Here is a 22,200-nt window from a genome sequence, read left to right as displayed (position 1 = left end):
ATTATTCAAAAAAAAATATTGAGCCAGCTTTTTAAGTTGGCTTTTTTATTTCTTTAAAATGGTGCACTGAAACTTTGTCAGTCATCTATCATTGGCATAATTTTCGAACTACACTAACCTGCCTGTCGGCAGACAGGCGCGTAAATTATAAATTAAACAACTAAAAATATATAACAAAATGGCTTTAAACATTAAACCTTTAGCAGACCGTGTTCTTGTAGAACCAAAGGAAGCTGAAACAAAAACAGCTTCGGGTATTATTATTCCAGATAATGCAAAAGAAAAACCGCAAAAGGGAACTGTTGTTGCAATTGGTAACGGCACAAAAGATGAACCTTTAACAGTTAAAGTTGGTGATACTGTTCTTTACGGAAAGTATGGAGGAACTGAACTTAAATTAGAAGGAAAAGACTATTTAATGATGCGCGAGAGTGACATCTTAGCGATTATCTAAATCGCTATTTGCTATTGGCTGTTAGCCTTTAGCTTCTGATAAAGTAAAAACAAAATAAAAATCATTTTTTAGCTAATGGCCAAAGGCTAGCAGCTAAAAGCAAAAAATCAAACAATGGCAAAAGATATAAAATTCGATATTGATGCACGCGACGGACTAAAACGTGGAGTAGATGCATTAGCAAACGCAGTAAAAGTAACCTTAGGACCAAAAGGAAGAAATGTAATTATTGGTAAATCGTTTGGAGCACCACAAGTGACTAAAGATGGTGTTTCTGTAGCAAAAGAAATTGAGCTAGAGAACGAACTAGAAAATATGGGTGCGCAGATGGTAAAAGAAGTCGCTTCTAAAACAAATGATTTAGCTGGTGATGGTACAACAACTGCAACCGTATTAGCACAAGCAATTGTGAAAGAAGGTCTTAAGAACGTTGCTGCTGGTGCAAACCCAATGGATTTAAAACGTGGTATTGACAAAGCAGTTGAAGCAATTGTAAAAGATTTAGATAAGCAATCGAAAAAAGTAGGTAGTGATTCTGATAAGATCAAACAAGTTGCTGCAATCTCTGCAAACAATGATGATACAATTGGCGATTTAATTGCTAAGGCATTCGGAAAAGTTGGTAAAGAAGGAGTTATCACTGTAGAAGAAGCTAAAGGAATGGAAACTTATGTTGACGTTGTTGAAGGTATGCAGTTTGACAGAGGTTATTTATCACCTTACTTCGTAACAGATGCAGACAAAATGATTGCCGATTTAGAAAATCCATACATTTTATTGTTCGATAAGAAGATCTCTAACTTACAGGAGATCCTTCCTATATTAGAACCTGTTGCACAATCTGGCCGTCCTTTATTAATTATCGCAGAAGATGTTGAAGGACAAGCTTTAGCTACTTTAGTAGTTAATAAATTACGTGGTGGCTTAAAGATCGCTGCTGTAAAAGCACCAGGTTTTGGAGATAGACGTAAGGCAATGTTAGAAGACATTTCTATATTAACTGGCGGAGTTGTAATTTCTGAGGAAAGAGGTTTCTCTCTAGAAAATGCAGATTTAACTATGTTAGGTACAGCTGAAACTGTAACCATTGACAAGGATAACACAACCATTGTTAATGGTAGTGGCAAAGCTTCTGACATTAAAGCAAGAGTAAATCAGATTAAAACTCAGATAGAAACTACGACATCAGACTACGACAGAGAAAAGCTTCAGGAACGCTTAGCCAAATTAGCTGGTGGTGTTGCTGTACTATACGTTGGTGCTGCTTCTGAAGTAGAAATGAAAGAAAAGAAAGACCGTGTAGATGATGCCTTACATGCAACTAGAGCTGCAGTAGAAGAAGGTATCGTTGCAGGTGGTGGAGTTGCTTTTGTGAGATCTAAGAAAACTTTAGAAAAAATCACAACGGATAATTTAGACGAAACTACAGGTGTACAAATCGTAAATAAAGCAATTGAATCACCATTGCGTACGATTGTAGAAAATGCTGGTGGAGAAGGTTCTGTAGTTATCAATAAAGTATTAGAAGGTAAAAAAGATTTTGGTTATGATGCAAAATCTGAAAAGTATGTGGATATGCTAAAAGCTGGTATTATCGATCCTAAGAAAGTAACACGTATTGCCTTAGAAAATGCGGCTTCTGTTGCTGGTATGATCTTAACTACTGAGTGTGCTTTAGTTGACATTAAGGAAGATGCGCCTGCTATGCCACCAATGGGTGGTGGCGGAATGCCAGGAATGATGTAGTCCGTAGCACGGACAGGCAATGAACTCACTGTTGCGTTTTATATTGAGTTTAGTTGCTATAATAAAATTGAAAAGCCTTTGATGAAAATCAAGGGCTTTTGTTTTTACTTATTTTATTTTCTTAATTTAGAGGAAATCAACTGTTTAAAGCTAATATGAAAAAAAAACTCACCTATGCCTTTGGCGAAATTCTCATTGTTATTATTGGTATATCACTTGCTTTCGCAATGAATAAATGGGGTGAAGAGCGATCTAATAAAGCCCAAAAAGAACAGTATATCAATAATTTAAAGCAAGATATTGCTGCTGACAAAGAACAGCTATCAGCTAACCTTATTATTATCAAAGAAAAAATAATACAAGCTGATGATGTTATTTCAATTTTAGGAAAAGATGTTCCAAACAAAAATATGCGTCTTAGAGGAGTTTACAGCATTGCTCAACTCACCAACTTTACTCCCAAAGATTATACACACCAAACTTTGGTGAATTCTGGTGATTTAAAATTAATGAATGATTTTGAGCTTAAAACCACCATCCAAAAGCACTACTCAGATTATAAAACGATTTTAGATGCTTATGAGCGACAAGAAATTATTAATAAAGACTATATCGGCAAATATTTTATTTACAACACTGATTACGACTTAGTAAGAGAAGGTAAATTACCTTTTACAGATGAAAAACTATTAAAAAACATTATGCGTAGTGCTCGTGGTTCATTAGCTATAAAACGTGATGCTACTGCAAATGGCATTAAGAGTTGTGATAGTATTTTGGAAGTTTTGAGGTAGGTTTTGTTAACTTTAATGATATGAGTTTGTTTCAATGACATATATCCAATATTACTGAAACAAGTTGAGCACATGTAACGAAGTTCGTTGAAAATTTTGGTAAAGTCAAGTTAGCCTCTAAAAGATTCTTCGCTTTGCTCAGAACGATAAAAAAAGCCTGAATTAAAATTCAGGCTTCATATATTAATTATCGCTTTTAGATTTCTTCTCTCCCTCGTGGTCTTTAACCACATCTTTATCGCGATACTTACAACAAGGATGCACAGATTGATATTGCTCTTCTGTTGCTTTAATGGCTTTGGTATCGTGACCGACTGAAGCTATTTTCTTAGAGATTGTTTTTAAATCCGTTTTACGTTCGTCGTAGATGAGTTTTAGCTCATGTGTATCGACATTCCAAACCGCAGACTTCACTCCTTTAGTTCTAATAGCTGCTTTTTCTATGCGTTCTTTACACATACCACAAACGCCATCGACCTCCATGCTTGCTTTAGCATTTTTGTTTTGAGCGAATGTCGCAGTAGCTAGTAATACTGTGAAAATTAAAATTATTTTTCTCATGTTTTTTGTTTTTATCTGTCATTGCGAGACTTTGAAAAAGTCGTGGCAATCTGTTTAATTTTAGTTTCTATTTGAAAGATTGCCACGTCCTGCGTCCTCGCAATGACGTTTCAATCATTATTTTATTCTATATCGTAATCCTGCATAATACATACTTCCAAAAATTGGGCCATACACAAAGTTACTATCAAAATTTGAACCAAACGGATTATCAGCACTCACAATTGGATTTGACTGACGCACATTGGTCACATTTTCTCCACCTAAATATAATTCAAAACTCGGAGAAAACACTCTAGTAACCTGCAAATTTAATGTTCCGATAGTAGGTGAATAGGCATCTAATTGAAATTCTGGAGTGCTCAAATCTGTACTAGGAAAACGTTGTTCACTTAACCAATTGTAAGTTGCATCAAACTTCCATTGCGCACTATTTTCTTTTGTCTGTGTCTCGTATGACGCATTAGCAAATAAGCGATGCTTAGGCACTAATGGCTTTTCTAATCTGCCAGAATTATAATCAGTTTTTACATCATAAAACTTATATGCTGTACGCAAATCAAAACCTTCAAAAGCATTGTAGTTAAATTCAAACTGAAAACTGTTTGCGTAACTATCGCCTTCAAGATTATAGAAATTAACCTCAAATGGGTTTTCCCAATCGACCACAACTTGATTTTGAAAATTAGTTCTGTAAAAGTCTAGCGTAATATCAGCCTTTCTTTCAAATAAATTAAAGCCTTGCAGATAGCTTACACCATAATTCCATGCAATTTCTGGATCTAACCCATAAATCTTTCCACCAGAATTTAAAACGTTAATCTGCCTAGAACTTGAAAACATATTTTGATTTTCAGCAAAAATATTAGCACTTCGTTTTCCTCTACCGATAGATGCTCTAAAAGCGGATTTTTCCCAAGGTGAATACCTTAAGTGCAAACGCGGAGTTACAAAAAAGCCAAGTCTATTATGCTGATCTACTCTTATACCTGCTGTCATGGTGAGCTTATCTAAATCATCATAAGAATATTCAAAAAAGCCACCAAAAGAGTTTTCCGTTCGCTCATAAATATCAGTATTTACCAACTCGTCGTAATGGTCGTAAGTAAAACTTAATCCTGTTTTTACTTTATGACGCGAATCTGAAATAATAGAATTATAAACCAAGTTAGAATAGAAACTATTATGCTCAATATCATATAAATTCAACCCAAAATAAGAGTCTTGTTTATGATGACTATAAGCGGTTTGAAACCCTAAACTTTGGTATGGAATTTCAGGATTTACATAACCTAGTTTTGTGGTCACTTCAAAACGTTCAGTATTAATTTCACTTCCCCAAGCATTTGTAGTACCTCTATCTGCATCTGGATTAAAATTAATCTGACCGGCTTGGGTTTCATCATTTAAATATCTCAAATTGATAAAACTTACTACTCCTTTTTCTGGATTGGTATATTGCCAACGGTTCATCACATTAATCTGTTCTTTCAATGGAACATCTAGAAAAGAATCGTCATTTCTATCGAACTTTTTATCTCTAAGGTTTCCATGAAGATATATACCAGTACTCCATTTGTCTGAAACCTTCTGATTAATATGCGTATTTAACTCTAACCGTCCATTAACACCAGCGTAAGCATTAACAAATAGCCTGTCATCTGTGTTTGGTTTAACTAGTTCTGCATTGATTTGTCCTGCAATACTTTCAAAGCCATTAACCACGCTTCCTGTACCTTTAGTAATCTGAATACTTTCTACCCAAGTACCAGGAATAAAACTAAGTCCGTAAGCTTGTGACGCACCACGAATAGCAGGAATATTTTCTGTTGTAATAAGAATGTAAGGCGACTTTAAGCCTAACATCTTTATTTGTCGTGTACCCGAAACGGCATCTGCAAAATTCACATCTATTGAAGGGTTTGTTTCAAAACTTTCAGAGAGATTACAACAGGCTGCTTTTAACAACTCGTCACTACTTACAAAAAGTGTATTCGTCGCTTTTAGATACGATTTTGAAGTAGCTTGTTTTCGAGAAGTTACAGTTACCGCGTTTAATTCCTCAGAAGCCTGCAATACATGTCTGATATATTTGTTCTCTGTAACCGTTAAAGTATCCGTTTTAAAACCAACATAACTAATCACCAGCTTATTATATGAGAATTTATAAGGCAGTGAAAACGTACCATCTTCTCTAGTAATTGCTCCAACTGACGACCCTAACCAATAGACATTGGCTCCAGGCAATGGCATCTCTTTAGAACTACTAGTTTCTAAAACTATGCCTTCTAATTGTTCTTGCGCTGATAATATTAGCGACAAGAATATAAATTTTATACATAAATATTTTTTCATTTGTTTAGTTATAGATATTACTAAATATCAAATCAACTGCTATATTTTAGGTAGTTGAAATGCCTTATAAATAAAAGCTATATCTAAAATCAGATTAGGTAAGTCTCATCTAAAACTTGTATGTCTTTAGTGAGATTAGGAGGAGAATAATCTTTGTGAGGAATTATTGGCCTAGGTAAACTCTCAAATAAATTAGAATAAGAATATGCATAAGCTACTAAAGTAATTTGTAGTGTTTTATTTAAGTCTTCAAAATCTTGTGTATTTAATTCATCTTGACCTTCAAAAACATCTACAGTATCTTTACAACACGATTTTTTTACGTAAACCACATCTTCAGATGTCATTCCACCACACTTTTTTGCTTCAGAAAAAACTGCTACATCGACAAGGTTGTCTCCACAATAATGCTTTTCTACAGTAAAAGACAAGGTAGAAAACAACACTAGAAATGACAGCGTAATAGAAAAAACTTTATGTGTTATAGAAACATTCACAATGCAAAGCTACAAAATAATTAAAGAGAGGTTACTTAATTATAATACTCTTAACGGTTTAGTTTATAATAATAGAACGCTGGAAGTAATAAAATAAAAATAATAGGTTGAATTAAAAACCGTCTAATATTAAAAAACAAATAATAATCTTCTTGCCTAGGATTAATAACAAAATATAGAAATGGAATTAGCAGACCGACGTATGCAACAAAATATATAAGACTAGAAAACTTTATGATGCTCTTATCATTAAATACTAAATATAGAATTCCTAGTGAAATAAGAGTATTTAAAGCAAAACGAAATGTGGTGTTTAAAACAAGTTTAGCAATTTCTCGTCTTGGATGATCTATGTAGAGGTAGTCATTTTTGAAAAACGAGAGATATGGGTCGTAGAATAATACATCTTCAAAACCTCTAACAGCGACCAATAGTAAAAATAAAATAATTACAAATATGTATCTAGTGAGTTTAGGCATTAGTCTTTATGCTTTTAGAAAATCGATTGACCCAAAACATCCAAAGTAAAAAAACAACACCATAAATTAACATAGGAAAAATAACTGTGTGCAAAATTTCTTGTCGCCAAGGATAATGATACAAACCAATTGAAAGAATTACAATTCTAATAAGGTTAAAAGTGTAAATAATAATACTACCAGCCAATCCATACATCAAAGTAGTTTTGAACTTCCCTGAAAAAGCTACAATAAAAGACAAAAACAAAATGATAATACTTACCGCGTTACAACCTTCAATGACCCTGGCCACAAACTTGCCATTTATAATTACTTTCATTGATGGTTCATTAGGATGTGCAGCTATATTAGCGTCGTAACCAATACCATTTAGTAATGAATTTGTTTGTTTGGCAACAAGATTAGTTAAGTAATCTGGGTAAAATTTAGCACCATCCGAATAACTGAGGTATAGGTTATAAGCTATCGTTAAGACTGAATACGTCACTAAAAAGATGACTATAAAGCGAATGACAAGTTTATATTTGGTTAAAAGATCTTTCAATAAACGAGCAATATTTAGTTTGTTGTTAAATTTATAAAAACAGTACTTTAAAAACAGTGCTTTTTGAATACTTTTACCAAAAGTTTATAAACACATGAACCTACAAGAATTAAAACCTAAGATAAAATCAATAATAACAAAACACAAGCTTAGTATTGATGAGCGTTTATTTCATATTTGCGAAATATTAGAAGAAAATGTAGCACATTACAATTGGGTTGGTTTCTATTTTAAAAATGGAGACAAAAATGAACTAAAATTAGGGCCTTATGTAGGCGAACCTACTGACCATACTATAATTCCGTTTGGAAAAGGCATCTGTGGACAAGTAGCAGTTAGTAATGAAAATTTTGTGGTTCCTGATGTGGCAGCACAAGATAATTATATTGCTTGCAGTATTACTGTAAAGGCAGAAATAGTAATTCCAATTTTTGTGAACGGAGAAAACATTGGGCAAATAGATATTGATTCTAATACACCAGATCCGTTTAATGAAGCTGATGAGCGGTTTCTGGAGTTTGTATGTAAAGAGGTTGCCAAAATACTAGATTAATTAGTTTCAAAAAACTGAAACTAATATTTACATTCCAGCTCTAATCGCCTCAACAGGATCTAATTTTGAAGCTGAAATTGCAGGTATGACTCCAGATATCAAACCAATAAATGAAGACAAGCAAAACCCAATAAACATATTCCAAAAGGATAATACAAACTCAAAGTCCTCTACAATTCCATTCATTACCATAGCTATTACCCAAACTAAAAATAAACCTACCAAGCCACCAACAACTGCTAAAATCACCGCTTCAAACAAAAATTGAAATAATATAAATTTATTTTTAGCACCTAAAGACTTCTGTATACCTATAAGATTAGTGCGCTCTTTTACACTTACAAACATAATATTTGCTATACCAAAGCCACCAACCAAAAGTGAAAAGCCGCTGATAATCCAGCCGATAACATTTAATGCGCCTAGCATTTCATCTATAGCATTTTGTAAACCAGAAATAATATTAATAAAGAAAGTGTCTATTGTATCTGGTTTTAAGCCACGCTTGGTTCTCATTATCTGAGTAACTTCAGCTTTTAAACCATCAATATCTACATTCTTTTTGGGTTTTATGATAACAATGGGTAAATTATTTTTATTGTTATCACCAAATCTATTTCTGTAATAGTTAGCTGGCAGAAAAACAGAGACATCATTACTATCCCCTAATAAACTTGATCCCTCTTTTTTCACCACACCAATAACTGTAAATTTCTGACCATAAAGTCTAACTTTTTTCCCAATGGGTTCAAGATTACCAAAAAGTGCATTAGCTATTTCCAAGCCTATAACAACTACCGCCTTTCCAGAATTAGATTCAGATTCATTATAAAATCGTCCTTTTTCAAATTCTAAATATTGTATATCAGTAAATTCATTGGATACTACAACTGTATTTACACTACTAACTAATTCAGATTCATATCTTATATTTTCGCGTTTTACACCCAACTGAAAAGCAACATGCTCAGCATCATTTAATGAAGATTTTAAGCTTTTATATTCGTTATAGGATATTTGATCAAAATTCTCTCTTTGCCAACGTGGTACCGTCGTTGGACCAAAGGATCTATTTACAAGATACATCGTATTACTATCCAATGAACTTAACTGTGAAGTTATCTGCTTATCCAAAGAATCTACAGCCGCCAAAACAGCAATGATGGAAAAAATCCCAACGGTTACACCCAAAAGCGACAAGAAAGTGCGCAACTTATTATTACGTAGTGCGTTTATGGCAAAGGAAAAGCTCTCTTTAAATACTCTTAAATAAACTAGCATAAAATACTCTAGATTTGAACTAAAGATACTAGCTTTTTAAAGAAAATAAGACATATGAAGTGAGAAAAACCTGTTAGATTAAACTACATCCCAGTTCTTATCGCTTCAACAGGATCTAATTTAGAAGCAGAAATTGCAGGAATTACACCAGAAATCAGTCCGATAAGTGTGGACAGCATAAAACCTAAAAACATATTACCAAAGGACAGTACGAATTCAAAATCCTCCACGACTCCATTCATTATCATGGCAATTATCCAAACTAAGAACAGACCTACTAAACCACCAACAACTGCTAGCACAACAGCTTCGAATAAAAATTGAAAGAGTATAAATCTGTTTTTAGCACCTAGTGATTTTTGAATTCCTATAAGATTAGTACGTTCTTTTACACTAACAAACATAATATTGGCAATACCAAAACCACCTACCAAAAGTGAAAAACCACTAATAACCCAACCGATAACATTTAATGTAGAAATTATAGCATCTATAAAAGTTACTAATCCAGATAATTTATTAACAAAAAAGTCGTCGTCTTCATCTGCTTTTAGACCTCTGAAAGCTCTGAATTTTTGTTTTAAAACTTGCTCAAATGCACCAAGATCTGTTCCATTGGCTGGTTTAATAATAACTGCTCCAGGTAAACCATTTACACCTCCATTCATAAAACGTCTTACAAAATTTGCTGGCACATAAGCTCTATCATCAGGAGAATCACCTAAGCCTGCGCCTACTTTCTTGAGAACACCTATTACGGTTAGTTTTCTTCCATAAACACGGACTTGTTTACCTAAAGGATCCGACGTATCAAAAAGATTCTCGGCTAAATCTGCACCTAAGACTATAACTGGAGCTCCTGTATCTGATTCTAATTCTGAATAAAAACGACCATTTTCAACTTTAAAGTCTTCTATAGTGTATATTTCATTCGATACAGGTGTAATAGTAACATTACTAATAGTTTCTGCTTGGTATCTAACGGTCTCATTACTTCCAAAAATAACATATGCAGAAGCCGCGATATCTGGCACATTTCGTTTTATAAATTCGTAATCGTCATGGTCTGTTTGTGGGAAATTATCGCGTTGCCAACGAGGAACCTCTGTTGGTCCGAATGAAAATTTAGATAAATAAATAGTGTTTTTATCTAAACCAGCTAAATTATCTTTAATATTTTTATCTAAAGAGTCTACAGCAGCTAAAACAGCTATAATAGAAAAGATACCAACAGTAACGCCTAAGAGTGATAAAAATGTACGGAGTTTATTATTTCTAAGCGCGTTTAATGCAAATGAAAAACTCTCTTTAAATACTCTTAAATAGACAAGCATGATTGGTTTATTTTATCGCGATTTAAAGATAAGACGTTTTCAACAATTCATTGTTACAAAAAACTTAAACAAACTGCTTTTTCTATCAAGATTTTCCTATCTAATATGTTTATTTTTGCATCATTAAAATCACAACACAACATTATGAGCAACAAAACCATTTCATCAGCACTAATTTCTGTATTTAGTAAAGATGGATTAGCACCAATTGTAAAAAAACTAAATGACCTCAACGTTACCATCTATTCCACTGGAGGAACAGAAAAATTTATCAAAGATTTAGGCATAAATGTAGTACCTGTAGAAGATGTAACGTCTTATCCTTCTATACTTGGAGGTCGAGTAAAAACGCTACACCCAAAGGTATTTGGCGGAATTTTGAATCGTCAAAACCATGATGGTGATGTTGCTGAATTGGCAGAATTTGAAATTCCTCAAATAGATTTAGTTATCGTAGATTTATATCCATTTGAAAAAACCGTAGCTTCTGGAGCAAGCAACCAAGATATTATTGAAAAAATTGATATTGGTGGTATTTCTTTGATAAGAGCTGCTGCTAAAAACTACGCAGATGTAACTTGCGTATCTTCTGTAGATGATTATTCAGAATTTTTGGAGTTACTAGAAACTAAAAATGGTGAAACTTCTGATGAGGACAGAAAACGTTTTGCTGCAAAAGCATTTAATGTGTCTTCGCATTACGATTCAGCAATTTTTAACTACTTCAATAAAAACCATGAAATTGCGTCTTTAAAGATTTCAGAAACTGAAGGTAAAGTGTTGCGTTATGGTGAAAATCCACATCAAAGAGGGTTTTTCTTTGGGAATTTTGATGATATTTTCACGAAACTTCATGGAAAAGAGTTGAGCTACAATAACCTTTTAGATGTTGATGCTGCTGTAAATTTAATGTTAGAATTTAAAAACGACGCACCTACTTTTGCGGTTTTAAAACATAATAATGCTTGTGGTTTAGCGCAACGTGATACTATACATCAAGCTTATGTTGATGCTTTAGCTGGTGACCCTGTTTCAGCTTTTGGTGGTGTTTTAATCAGTAATTCTGAAATTGATAAAGCCACAGCAGAAGAAATTCATAAATTATTTTGCGAAGTTGTAATTGCGCCTTCTTTCTCAGATGAGGCTCTAGAAATTTTAAAAGGAAAAAAGAATAGAATACTATTAATCTTGAAAGATATTGAGATGCCACAAACTAATGTAAGAAGTTGTCTAAATGGTATCTTAGTTCAAGATAGAAATAATATTACTGACAAACTTGAAAATCTAAAATCAGTAACAAAAACTACTGCTACAGCAAATGAATTAGATGATTTAATATTTGCTTCAAAAATTTGTAAGCATACAAAATCCAACACTATTGTTTTAGCTAAAAATAAGCAATTGTGCGCCAGTGGAACGGGACAAACCAGTAGAGTTGATGCTTTAAACCAAGCCATACACAAAGCTACATCCTTCAATTTTGATTTAAAAGGAGCAGTTATGGCAAGTGATGCGTTTTTTCCTTTTCCTGATTGTGTAGAGATTGCTGATAATGCAGGAATTACTGCTGTGATTCAACCTGGAGGTTCAATAAAAGATGAGTTAAGTATTAATTATTGTAACGAAAATAACGTCGCAATGGTCTTTACAGGCACGCGTCATTTTAAACATTAAGTTCCTTTGATTTATGCTGAATTTATTTCAGTAAAAAGGAAATCTTATAAATCTCTTTTTTATGATGAAAAAACAACTTCATAAAAAAGCAATAAGAAAACGTCTATAATCGTTGAAATATCGTATAATTTATTACATTTACGGATAGTCGTAAAAAGTTGACTAGAATAACCCAAATAATTAAGAGTAGCGCATGGGATTTTTTGATTTCCTAACGGAAGAAATAGCCATTGATTTAGGAACCGCAAATACACTGATAATCCACAACGACAAAGTTGTTGTTGACAATCCATCGATAGTAGCCAGAGACCGCATCAGCGGAAAAATCATTGCAGTTGGTAAAGAAGCCAACATGATGCAAGGAAAAACGCACGAGAACATTAAAACAATACGTCCATTGAAAGATGGTGTAATTGCAGATTTTGATGCCTCTGAGCAAATGATAAGTTTGTTTATCAAAAACATTCCTGCATTGAAAAAGAAATTTTTCAATCCTGCATTGCGAATGGTGGTTTGTATACCATCAGGTATTACTGAAGTAGAAATGCGAGCAGTAAAGGAATCTTGTGAGCGTGTTAATGGTAAAGAAGTTTACTTAATACATGAACCAATGGCTGCAGCTATTGGTATTGGTGTAGATATAATGCAACCAAAAGGAAATATGATTGTAGATATTGGTGGTGGAACCACTGAAATTGCGGTCATAGCACTTGGTGGTATTGTTTGCGATAAGTCTGTAAAAGTTGCAGGTGATGTATTTACAAATGATATTATTTATTACATGCGTACGCAGCATAATTTATATGTTGGAGATAGAACTGCAGAAAAGATTAAGATTCAGATTGGTGCTGCAACTGAAGATTTAGATTTACCACCTGAAGACATGAGTGTTCAAGGTAGAGATTTATTAACAGGTAAGCCAAAGCAAGTCAATATATCATTCCGTGAAATTGCGAAAGCCTTAGACAAGTCTATTCTTCGTATTGAAGATTCTGTTATGGAGACCTTATCTCAAACACCTCCAGAATTAGCAGCAGATATTTACAATACAGGAATTTATTTAGCTGGTGGAGGCTCTATGTTAAGAGGATTAGACAAGCGTTTATCTCAAAAAACAGATCTACCTGTTTACATTGCTGAAGATCCATTAAGAGCCGTAGTTAGAGGTACAGGAATTGTACTTAAGAACTTACCTAAATACAAAAGCGTATTGATTAAATAAGCTATAAATAATGCAACAAATTTTCAATTTTGTTATAAGAAACAAAACCTTTCTGTTGTTTTTATTACTCTTTAGTATTGCGTTAACTTTAACTATTCAATCACATTCGTATCACAGAAGTAAATTCATAAATTCAGCAAATGGACTAACTGGAGGTGTTTATGGTACATTTAATTCCATAGATCAGTATTTTAATCTAAAGGATGAGAATGCTATTCTTTCAGAAGAAAATAAGCAATTAAGGGAGCGACTCTTTAATTCTGGTAATACTTTAGACTCTACTTATATTGATTCTACATATTCCACAGGAAAATTTAGAGTCATCATTGCCGATGTCTATAAAAACAGTTATTCACTTACCAATAATTATCTCACATTAAATAAAGGTAGAAACGATAGTATTAATGAAGACTTTGGTGTTATAACATCTAAGGGTATTATTGGTATCATTGATAATACATCTAGAAATTATTCAACTGCATTATCTATTTTAAATGAAAATAGTCAAATTAATGCTAAACTTAAATCAACAAATCATATAGGTTCTTTAACTTGGAATGGCAAATCACCAGAGTTCACTCAACTCGTTGATGTGTCAACCTTTGCGCCTGTAAAAGTTGGTGATACTATTGTAACAGGTGGGCAATCTGCAATTTTTCCCAAAGACATTGGTATTGGTATTATTGATAGTTTTGAAACTGACATTAGTGGAGATACCTACAATATTGAAGTTAAATTATTCAATGACATGACTAATATAGGCACCGTCTACATTATAGAAAATCTTGATAGAACTGAAATAAAAGCATTAGAGAATCGTGTAAATGAATAATATTGCCGTAAGAAATATCATTAGATTTATCACACTACTCTTAGTGCAAGTCGTTATATGCAATAACATTAATTTTCTCGGTTATATTAATCCATATATCTATATCGTTTTTATCTTTTTGTTTCCAATTAGAGAGAACAGACTTGTTTTTTTATTGGTAAGTTTTTTATTGGGTATGTTGATAGATATGTTTTCAGATTCTGGCGGAGTGCATGCTGCGGCTGCAGTTTCCTTAGCTTACACCAGACCAATACTTCTAAAAACTTCTTTTGGTATGCTTTATGAACATCAAAGTATAAAGTTTAGTAACACAGAAATTGGTAGTTTAATTACGTACATAACTTTTGGTACTCTACTGCATCATTTTATCTTATTTTCTCTAGAAATTTTTAACATTTCTAACATACTTTTAATCTTACAAAAGACGTTATTTTCTAGTATTTTCACTATAATACTGAGTGTATTAATTATAATTTTATTTAGTCGAAACCAAAAATGAGAAAACTGCTACTTTTAACAACTGTTGTTCTCGTAGGCCTTGTTTTTATTGCACGTTTGTTTTATCTACAAGTTTACAGTAGTTCTGGCTATGATCTTTTTGAAGACAGTGCAATTAAGAAAGAGTATAACTATCCAAAACGTGGCTACGTATATGATAGGAATGGACAACTTTTAGTTGCCAATCAGCCTTCTTACGATGTTATGGTAATACCTCGTGAAGTTGCTCCTATGGATCCTGTAACAATGCGAGAATTCTGTGAATTATTAAAAATTACACAAGAAGAGTACGACAAAAAGCTAAGAAGAGCCACAAATTACTCGCCAAGATTATCCTCACCTTTTGTACAACAGCTTTCAAAAAATGATTATGCTGTGCTACAAGAAAAAATGAGAAAGTTTGAAGGCTTTTACATTCAAAAACGATCACTACGATTATACCAAACAACCATTGGAGCTAATGTTTTAGGTGATATTGGAGAAGTAAATCGTAAAATTATTGCCGATCAACCTTATTATAGAATGGGTGACCTTATTGGTAAACAAGGTGTTGAGAAAACTTATGAGAAAACATTAAGAGGTGTAAAAGGTATAAAGTTTATACAAAAAGACCGTTTTAATAAAAATATTGGTCCATATAAAGAAGGTAAGTTCGATACTTTACCAAAACCTGGCAAAGATGTCACCCTAACCATTGACGCAGAGCTACAGGCTTATGGTGAATTGTTAATGAAACATAAGCGTGGAGGTATTATCGCTATTGAGCCAAGCACTGGTGAAATTCTGGCTATGGTTACTGGACCTTCATACAATCCCAATATGCTAGTTGGAAGAGATCGTTCAAAAAACTTTTCAAAACTGTATAGAGACACTATCGCTAAACCATTATTTGATAGGGGACTTAAAGCACAGTATCCTCCAGGTTCGCCTTTTAAAGTTATTAACGCACTTATTGGCTTACAAGAAGGAGTTGTTAATACTGATGAGAGATTCAGATGCAGAATGGGCTACTACTATGGTAGCAGACGACTTACTGGTTGTCATCATCATAGAAGTCCAGTAGCAATGAATAATGGTATAGCACAATCTTGTAACGCCTATTTTGTTAATGTCTATCGTCGAATCATAGATAAATATGAAGATCCAAGTAAAGGTATGAATACATGGGCTAATCATGCTAGAAGCTTTGGTTTGGGTAATTTTTTAAATAATGATTTGTCTGTTGGTTCCAAAGGTAGAATTCCAGATGGAGATTATTATGATAGAGCTTACGGAGATAATCGTTGGAGCTCAACCTATATTGTATCTAATGCCATTGGACAAGGTGAAGTTGAAGCTACACCAATTCAATTAGCAAATATGGCTGCAGCTATTGGTAATCGTGGTTATTATTTTACACCACATATAATTAAAAATATCGAAGGAGAAACCATAGATAGGAAATACACTACACCAAAATATACAACTATAGACAAACGTCATTTTGAACCCGTAGTGCAAGGTATGTTTGACGTGTACAATAAAGGAACTGCAAAATCCCTAAGAGTTTCTGGTATAGAAATATGTGGAAAAACAGGTACTGCAGAAAACTTTATGAAAATTGATAGTGTCAAAGCACAACTTACCGACCATTCTATCTTTGTAGCTTTTGCACCTAAAGACAATCCAAAAATCGCCATTGCTGTATTTGTAGAAAATGGTTATTGGGGAAGTCGCTTCGCTGGGCGTATGGCAAGTTTAATGATTGAAAAATATATTAAAGGCCACATCACCAGAACCGATTTAGAACGTTGGATTTTAACTCACAGTCTAGAAAACGAATATGCAAAGCCATACTCTGGTGAGCCTTTTAAAATTAATGGTGAAACTACACTTCAGGTGATTGATAACTATGCCAATGAAAACCCTTCTATTGAAAATTCTACAGGAAGCAACTTAAAACAATAAAGTAAATGCTGAGGGAAAATCAAAGACGTTTTAAATTCGATTGGATTATCATCATTCTATTTCTGCTGCTTGTTGGTTTTGGATATCTAAATATTCTATCTGCATCGCATATTGGAGAAGTAACTAGTTATTTTGACACAAGTCAATTATATGGTAAACAGTTAGTATTTCTTGGTTTAACCTTTGTTTTAATTATTCTCATTCTTTCTTTTGAAGCTAAGTTTTATGAACGGTTTTCAAGTATTATCTACTTAGTTGCCATATTAGCTTTAATAGGTTTATTTATATTTGGTAAAGACGTTAATGGTGCACGCTCATGGTATGGTATTGGTAGTATGACTATTCAGCCTAGTGAATTCGCTAAATTTGCTACAGCACTAGCTGTCGCAAAATATATAAGTGATTTGCAAACCAATATGCAAACCCTAAAGGATCAGTTAAGAGTTACTGCTATTATTTTTATTCCTGCACTACTCATTTTACTTCAAAATGATGCTGGTAGTACTATTGTTTATCTCTCTTTTTTCTTTGTGTTTTATAGAGAAGGTTTACAACAGGTGTATTTAATAATCGCTTTATCATTAATAATTCTTGCAGTGCTTGGACTTAAATTTGGAATTGTAATTACTGCTATTGTTGCGGCAATTGTTATTTCTTGTGTTTACTTTTTGAGAAAGAAGAAACGAGGATCAATACTGCAATATATCCTTGTGTTTTTAGTTTGTGTTGGCTTTTCTTACGGTGTTAAACTGTTCTATGAGCACGGTTTAAAAGTACATCAACAAAATAGAATTTCTATTTTTTTAAGGTTGGAAAAAGACCCTGTTAAGCTAGAACAAATGAGAAAAAGAGAAGCTTACAACCTTATTCAATCAGAACAAGCTATTAGCTCTGGTCATTGGACAGGTAAAGGATTTTTAGAAGGCACAAGAACCACTGGTAAATTTGTACCAGAACAAGAAACCGATTATATTTTTAGTACTGTAGGTGAAGAATGGGGATTTTTAGGTAGTAGTTTTGTGGTGATTGTATTCGTCCTCCTTATCATAAGAATACTGTATTTAGCTGAATCTCAAAAATCACAATTTAGTCGCGTGTATGGCTATGGAGTGGCCTCTATTCTGTTTATCCATTTCACCATTAATATTGGTATGGTCATGGGACTAATCCCAACTGTGGGTATTCCTCTACCCTTTTTTAGTTATGGTGGTTCCGGGCTTTGGGGCTTTACAATTTTGCTGTTTATTTTTGTGAAGCTAGATAGTAATAAAATTAATGAGTGGTAGCTAAAAATATTACTCATTTAGAAAAAAAGTGATAATAGAAACGTAACTGAAAAACCTACAATTGCCAAAATAGTTGTCATTACTGTCCAACTTTGAAAAGTTTGTTTTTCTGTAAGGCCTAAGTATTTTCCAACCAACCAAAACCCGCTATCATTAACATGAGACATTATGCTAGCACCAGCAGCAATTGCAATGACTAATAAAGCCTTTTCTGGTTCAGATGTATTAATAAGAACTAAAGGAGCCGTTAAACCTGCTGCGGTTATCATTGCTACAGTAGCAGAACCCTGTAATACTCGAACAATGGCTGCTGATAAAAATCCAAATAAAAGTAAGCTTATACCTTGCTCAGCAAAATAATTTGCCAACATTTCGCCAGTACCTGTGTTGACTAACATTTGTTTAAACACACCACCTGCTCCAGTAATTAGAATAATAATGCCCGCTGGAGCTAAAGATTTTGTACTTATATCTAATAACTGCTTTTTTGTAAAACCTTTTCTAATTCCTAGCAAATACCAAGCAATTAAATTTGCAATCAACAAGGCTGAAAATGGATGCCCTACCATTCCTATCCATTCCAATAGCTTTTTATGAATATTACAATCACCCATAAAAGGGCTATTTAGTAAGGTATTCAAAACAATCAAAATAATTGGTATAGCAATTATTATGATAATAGAACCTACAGGAGGTAACTTTTTTGAGATTTGATCATTTATTGTTAATTCTGGAGCAACAACATGAATTTTTTTTGAAATATATTTTCCAAATATTGGTCCACAGAAGATAGCTGTAGGAACTCCTACCAAAAAACCGAAGAGGATAACCCAACCTAAATCAGCCATCAATATATCTGCAACGGCTATTGGGCCTGGTGTTGGTGGTATAAAACTGTGTGTTATTGCCAAGCCAGCTAGTAGAGGAATACCATATAATAACAGAGATTTTCCCGTTTTACGTTGTAAAGCATAAATCATAGGAATCAGAATTATGAATGCCACATCAAAAAATACCGGAATTGCAACAATGAATCCTGTAATCATAAGTGCCCATGATGACTTCTTCTCACCAAACTTATTCAGCATAAAAACAGCTAATGCCTCTGCTCCACCAGAACGTTCTAATATAGCACCAAATATCGCTCCTAAGCCAACTACCACTGCAACAAAACCAAGGGTGCTACCCATTCCTTCTTGAATGGTATTAATTATCATCATAGGTGGCATTCCTGATAAAACACCAACCAAAATACTTGCTAACAATAAGGCAATAAATGCCTGAACCTTAAACCTAAGAATTAAGGTAATTAATAAAACTACTCCAGCTAAGACAGATAATAAAAGTGAAAAATCTATCATGATTAATTCAAAGTTTGTGTACGAAAACGCATTCAATCAAACATTATTTTTTTGACAGTCATAAGCTCTAAAGATTATATCATACAATTATGCTATATATCCAGACTCGCTAAGCTCCCTTTAATAGTCTCGATTTTAGCTAAAGCATCAGCTTCTTTTTTCTTTTCTGAGGCGACCACTTGTTCTGGTGCATTATTTACAAAACGCTCGTTTGAGAGTTTCTTCTGAACAGATTTTAGAAAACCCTGAGTGTAATTCAACTCTTCTGTAAGCTTTTTAATCTCTCCTTCTACATCAATACTTCCTTCCATAGGAATAAAGTACTCATTGGATTTTACACGATAAGTCAATGCACCTTCTACTGGTTCGTTTACGTATTCGAAGCTCTCAAGATTTCCTAATTTTGAAATAACGGCATCAAACGTAGCACCAATATTTTCGCTATTTACCACCGAAAAACCAATGGCTTCTTTAAAAGCAATGTTCTTTTGTTTTCTAATATTTCTTATACCTGAGATCACTTCTGAAGCAAAATCAAATTCAGAAATCAAGGACTCATTAATTGGTTTAGCTTCTGGCCATTTTGAAATTATGAGAGCTTCTTCAGGGGAACGTTCTTTTATATAATGCCAGATTTCTTCTGTTAAGAAAGGCATAAAAGGATGCAAAATCTTAAGAATATCTTCAAATATTGCATTAACGCTTTCTAACGTTTTAGGGTCTATTGGCTGTTGATACGCTGGCTTAATAATTTCTAATAACCACGAAGCAAAGTCATCCCAAATCAATTTATAAGTTGCCATAAGCGCATCACTTAATCTGTACTTGCTAAAATGGTCTTCAATTTCTAAAATTGTTTTTTGAAACTTAGACTCAAACCATTCAACAGCTATTTTACTAGAACTTGGTTGACTAATAGAATTATCAACTTCCCAACCTTTCACTAATCGAAACGCATTCCAAATCTTATTCGCAAATTGTTTTCCTTGCTGACATAAATCCTCATCAAACATTAAGTCATTTCCAGCAGCCGAACTTAATAACAATCCAACTCTTACTCCATCGGCACCGTATTCTTCAATTAATTTTAAAGCATCTGGAGAATTGCCGAGTTGCTTCGACATTTTTCGTCTTTGCTTATCTCTAACCAATCCTGTGAGATATACATTTTCAAAAGGTTTTTCACCTCTATATTCGTAACCAGCAATAATCATACGTGCGACCCAGAAAAATAAAATATCTGGACCGGTTACTAAATCGTTTGTCGGATAGTAATATTTAATCTCTTCATTTTCAGGATTACGAATACCATCAAATACACTCATTGGCCAAAGCCAAGAACTAAACCAAGTGTCTAATGCATCAGTATCTTGTTTTAAGTCAGAAGTTTGAAGCTCGGAGTTAGAAGTTCTAACTCTTACGAGTTCAACAGCCTTTTCAATATTTTCGGCAACCACAAAATCTTCTTTTCCTTCACCATAGAAATACGCAGGAATTTGTTGTCCCCAAAGTAGCTGACGCGAAATATTCCAATCGCGAATATTCTCCATCCAATGCCTATATGTGTTTTCAAATTTCTTTGGAAAGAGTTTTACATCGCCTCTTTTTAAAACAGCATCAATAGCTGGTTTTGCTAAATCTTCCATTTTAAGAAACCATTGATCACTTAATCTTGGTTCGATTACGGCTTTTGTACGTTCTGATGTTCCTACTTTATTAATATGGTTTTCAGTTTTTACTAAAATACCTGCTGTTTCAAGTTTTTTTACAATAGCCTTTCTAACTACAAAACGATCTTGTCCTTCGTAATGCATTCCGAAGCTATTCAAACTCGCGTCATCGTTAAAAATATCAACGACTTCTAAATTGTGCTTATCACCTAAAACTTTATCATTTTCATCGTGTGCAGGAGTTACTTTTAGACAACCTGTTCCGAATTCTATATCAACATAGTTATCTTCAATGATAGGAATCACTCTTCCGCATATTGGAACAATCGCTTTTTTTCCTTTTAAATGTGTGAAACGTTCATCATTAGGATTAATACATATTGCAGTATCTCCAAAAATGGTTTCTGGCCTTGTAGTGGCAATCGTTAATTTTTCATCGCTACCTTCAATTTTATATTCTAAATAATAAAGTGAGCCTTGCTTTTCAACATGGATTACCTCTTCATCAGATAAGGTTGTTTTAGCCTCTGGATCCCAATTAACCATTCTGTAACCTCTGTAAATGAGCCCTTTGTTGTATAAATCCACAAAAACCTTAATGACAGCTTCGGACATGTCGTCATCCATGGTAAACTTCGTCCTGTCCCAATCGCAAGAACAGCCGAGTTTTTTTAGCTGTTCTAAAATAACTCCGCCATACTCCTCAGTCCATTCCCAAGCATGCTTAAGAAATTCTTCACGTGATAAGTCATTTTTATCGATACCTTGTGCTTTTAATTTGGCTACAACTTTGGCTTCTGTTGCGATAGAAGCATGATCAGTACCAGGAACCCAACACGCATTTTTACCCAATAATCGTGCACGACGAATCAATACATCTTGAATCGTATTATTTAACATATGTCCCATATGCAGCACTCCTGTAACGTTTGGTGGAGGAATTACAATAGTGTAAGGCTCTCTATCGTCTGGTTTAGAGCTAAAGTAATTATGCTGCATCCAGTAGTCATACCACTTGGTTTCTACTGATAATGCATTATATTTTGATGGGATTTCCATGTTTTGGTATCGTTTTTGTAATGTAACTGACAAAAGTACTTATAATTCCTTTT

General features: G+C 33.6%; 19 protein-coding genes. 10 read left to right on the top strand and 9 right to left on the bottom strand.

Annotation, left to right across the window (positions count from 1 at the left end; translation table 11 throughout):
- Positions 1-178 precede the first annotated feature (178 nt).
- From groES to SJY34_RS14980, 3 genes are all read left to right on the top strand, one after another.
- Complete coding sequence (groES, locus tag SJY34_RS14990) at positions 179-454, top strand: co-chaperone GroES (protein WP_299119460.1); 276 nt, start codon at positions 179-181, stop codon at positions 452-454.
- Positions 455-568: 114 nt separating this feature from the next.
- Positions 569-2,200 carry a chaperonin GroEL gene (gene groL / locus SJY34_RS14985; RefSeq protein WP_400077028.1) on the top strand — a complete coding sequence of 544 codons (1,632 nt, stop codon included), beginning with the start codon at positions 569-571 and terminating at the stop codon, positions 2,198-2,200.
- A gap of 155 nt (positions 2,201-2,355) precedes the next feature.
- Complete coding sequence (locus tag SJY34_RS14980) at positions 2,356-2,994, top strand: DUF6090 family protein (RefSeq protein ID WP_400077026.1); 639 nt, start codon at positions 2,356-2,358, stop codon at positions 2,992-2,994.
- 183 nt (positions 2,995-3,177) lie between these two features.
- Here SJY34_RS14980 and SJY34_RS14975 read toward each other — a convergent pair whose 3' ends face one another.
- From SJY34_RS14975 to xrtF, 5 genes are all read right to left on the bottom strand, one after another.
- Positions 3,178-3,555, bottom strand: a complete 378-nt coding sequence (locus SJY34_RS14975) for a heavy-metal-associated domain-containing protein (protein ID WP_400077024.1) — start codon at positions 3,553-3,555, stop codon at positions 3,178-3,180.
- Between the two features lie 117 nt (positions 3,556-3,672).
- Positions 3,673-5,910 (bottom strand): carboxypeptidase-like regulatory domain-containing protein, encoded by a 2,238-nt coding sequence (locus tag SJY34_RS14970; protein WP_400077022.1) that lies wholly within the window; start codon positions 5,908-5,910, stop codon positions 3,673-3,675.
- An 89-nt stretch (positions 5,911-5,999) separates the two neighbouring features.
- Complete coding sequence (locus tag SJY34_RS14965; protein WP_400077020.1) at positions 6,000-6,407, bottom strand: HYC_CC_PP family protein; 408 nt, start codon at positions 6,405-6,407, stop codon at positions 6,000-6,002.
- Positions 6,408-6,457: 50 nt separating this feature from the next.
- Positions 6,458-6,886: an exosortase F system-associated membrane protein gene (locus SJY34_RS14960; RefSeq protein ID WP_400077018.1), complete on the bottom strand. Its 429-nt coding sequence runs from the start codon at positions 6,884-6,886 to the stop codon at positions 6,458-6,460.
- Entirely contained in the window at positions 6,879-7,430 is a 552-nt protein-coding gene (xrtF, locus tag SJY34_RS14955; RefSeq protein WP_400077016.1) for an exosortase family protein XrtF, read from the bottom strand. The genes SJY34_RS14960 and xrtF overlap by 8 nt, the downstream gene beginning before the upstream one ends.
- Before the next feature lie 94 nt (positions 7,431-7,524).
- On the opposite strand from xrtF, the gene SJY34_RS14950 reads away from it, so the two are divergent.
- Entirely contained in the window at positions 7,525-7,983 is a 459-nt protein-coding gene (locus tag SJY34_RS14950) for a GAF domain-containing protein (protein ID WP_400077014.1), read from the top strand.
- Between the two features lie 27 nt (positions 7,984-8,010).
- On the opposite strand, the gene SJY34_RS14945 is transcribed toward SJY34_RS14950, so the two are convergent.
- Together SJY34_RS14945 and SJY34_RS14940 are read right to left on the bottom strand one after the other, a co-directional pair.
- A complete protein-coding gene (locus SJY34_RS14945; RefSeq protein ID WP_400077012.1) occupies positions 8,011-9,264 on the bottom strand; it encodes an ABC transporter permease in 1,254 nt (417 codons plus the stop codon).
- A gap of 83 nt (positions 9,265-9,347) precedes the next feature.
- Positions 9,348-10,598 carry an ABC transporter permease gene (locus tag SJY34_RS14940; RefSeq protein ID WP_400077010.1) on the bottom strand — a complete coding sequence of 417 codons (1,251 nt, stop codon included), beginning with the start codon at positions 10,596-10,598 and terminating at the stop codon, positions 9,348-9,350.
- 144 nt (positions 10,599-10,742) lie between these two features.
- Here SJY34_RS14940 and purH point away from each other — a divergent pair, with 144 nt between their 5' ends.
- From purH to rodA, 6 genes are all read left to right on the top strand, one after another.
- On the top strand, positions 10,743-12,272 hold the full coding sequence (gene purH / locus SJY34_RS14935; protein ID WP_400077008.1) for a bifunctional phosphoribosylaminoimidazolecarboxamide formyltransferase/IMP cyclohydrolase: 1,530 nt from the start codon (positions 10,743-10,745) through the stop codon (positions 12,270-12,272).
- Between the two features lie 193 nt (positions 12,273-12,465).
- On the top strand, positions 12,466-13,494 hold the full coding sequence (locus tag SJY34_RS14930) for a rod shape-determining protein (protein WP_400077006.1): 1,029 nt from the start codon (positions 12,466-12,468) through the stop codon (positions 13,492-13,494).
- Positions 13,495-13,504: 10 nt separating this feature from the next.
- Positions 13,505-14,326: a rod shape-determining protein MreC gene (gene mreC / locus SJY34_RS14925; RefSeq protein ID WP_400077004.1), complete on the top strand. Its 822-nt coding sequence runs from the start codon at positions 13,505-13,507 to the stop codon at positions 14,324-14,326.
- Entirely contained in the window at positions 14,319-14,825 is a 507-nt protein-coding gene (locus SJY34_RS14920; RefSeq protein ID WP_400077002.1) for a rod shape-determining protein MreD, read from the top strand. The genes mreC and SJY34_RS14920 overlap by 8 nt, the downstream gene beginning before the upstream one ends.
- Positions 14,822-16,771, top strand: coding sequence for a penicillin-binding protein 2 (mrdA, locus tag SJY34_RS14915; protein WP_400077000.1), 1,950 nt, complete (start codon positions 14,822-14,824; stop codon positions 16,769-16,771). The genes SJY34_RS14920 and mrdA overlap by 4 nt, the downstream gene beginning before the upstream one ends.
- A gap of 5 nt (positions 16,772-16,776) precedes the next feature.
- On the top strand, positions 16,777-18,057 hold the full coding sequence (rodA, locus tag SJY34_RS14910) for a rod shape-determining protein RodA (RefSeq protein ID WP_400076998.1): 1,281 nt from the start codon (positions 16,777-16,779) through the stop codon (positions 18,055-18,057).
- Between the two features lie 17 nt (positions 18,058-18,074).
- Here rodA and SJY34_RS14905 read toward each other — a convergent pair whose 3' ends face one another.
- Positions 18,075-19,418 (bottom strand): GntP family permease, encoded by a 1,344-nt coding sequence (locus SJY34_RS14905; RefSeq protein WP_400076996.1) that lies wholly within the window; start codon positions 19,416-19,418, stop codon positions 18,075-18,077.
- Positions 19,419-19,510: 92 nt separating this feature from the next.
- Complete coding sequence (locus SJY34_RS14900; protein WP_400076994.1) at positions 19,511-22,147, bottom strand: valine--tRNA ligase; 2,637 nt, start codon at positions 22,145-22,147, stop codon at positions 19,511-19,513.
- Positions 22,148-22,200: the final 53 nt, after the last annotated feature.

This window comes from Winogradskyella sp. R77965 (assembly GCF_044594915.1).
Taxonomy (GTDB): domain Bacteria; phylum Bacteroidota; class Bacteroidia; order Flavobacteriales; family Flavobacteriaceae; genus Winogradskyella.
This window is presented reverse-complemented; position numbering and strand designations above follow the sequence as displayed.